This window comes from Oleiphilus sp. HI0080 (assembly GCF_001635135.1).
The window spans coordinates 1-523 of the sequence record NZ_LWFU01001223.1; the positions used below are offsets into that span (position 1 = coordinate 1).

Genomic DNA, 523 nt, shown 5'->3' on the forward strand with positions numbered 1-523 from the left:
GTCCGCCAAGAATAGCCATAATTTCAACGAAGGATCCATTTATTCGATAGTAGATAGTATCTGCCAAATAAGGACAACGCCGATAACCTGGCCGAATATGATCTATGGTCTGATATTGAAGTGGATTTGAGGCAATTAATTCAAAGGTCTCAAAGAAACCAAAATAGTATTCATCTGCTTGATACTCACCAAATTCGGCAATTCCATAAGCGTAAATTCTTTTAAGGTCTTCCTTAGCGTTTACAGAAATTCGATATGTATACATTAACGCTTCAGTTCTTCTTTGAACTCTTCAAGCATTTCAGCAGGACTTTGAGAAACAAATCCACTTTGCTCAGCTTCCATCAGTTTAATATTTATGAGCTCAGCTCTTCTGGCTCTTCGAATTAAATCGTTGATCAACTCGCTTTTGTTGGAATAGTCTCGGATGTTATCGACATGATTTCTGAGCCATGTGTCATTTTGTTCCGTTAGGGTAATGCTTTGCCTTGTCATAATGATACCTATAGATCGGTGCAGTTAT

Annotated in this window: 2 protein-coding genes; both read right to left on the reverse strand. The window is 37.9% G+C overall.

What is annotated here, in order from left to right:
- Positions 1-265: type II toxin-antitoxin system RelE/ParE family toxin (locus A3751_RS21420; RefSeq protein WP_068458824.1), on the reverse strand; the 265-nt coding region annotated here is incomplete at its 3' end.
- Positions 265-495 carry a CopG family transcriptional regulator gene (locus A3751_RS21425; RefSeq protein ID WP_068455370.1) on the reverse strand — a complete coding sequence of 77 codons (231 nt, stop codon included), beginning with the start codon at positions 493-495 and terminating at the stop codon, positions 265-267. The genes A3751_RS21425 and A3751_RS21420, both read right to left, overlap by 1 nt.
- Between the last annotated feature and the right edge of the window lie 28 nt (positions 496-523).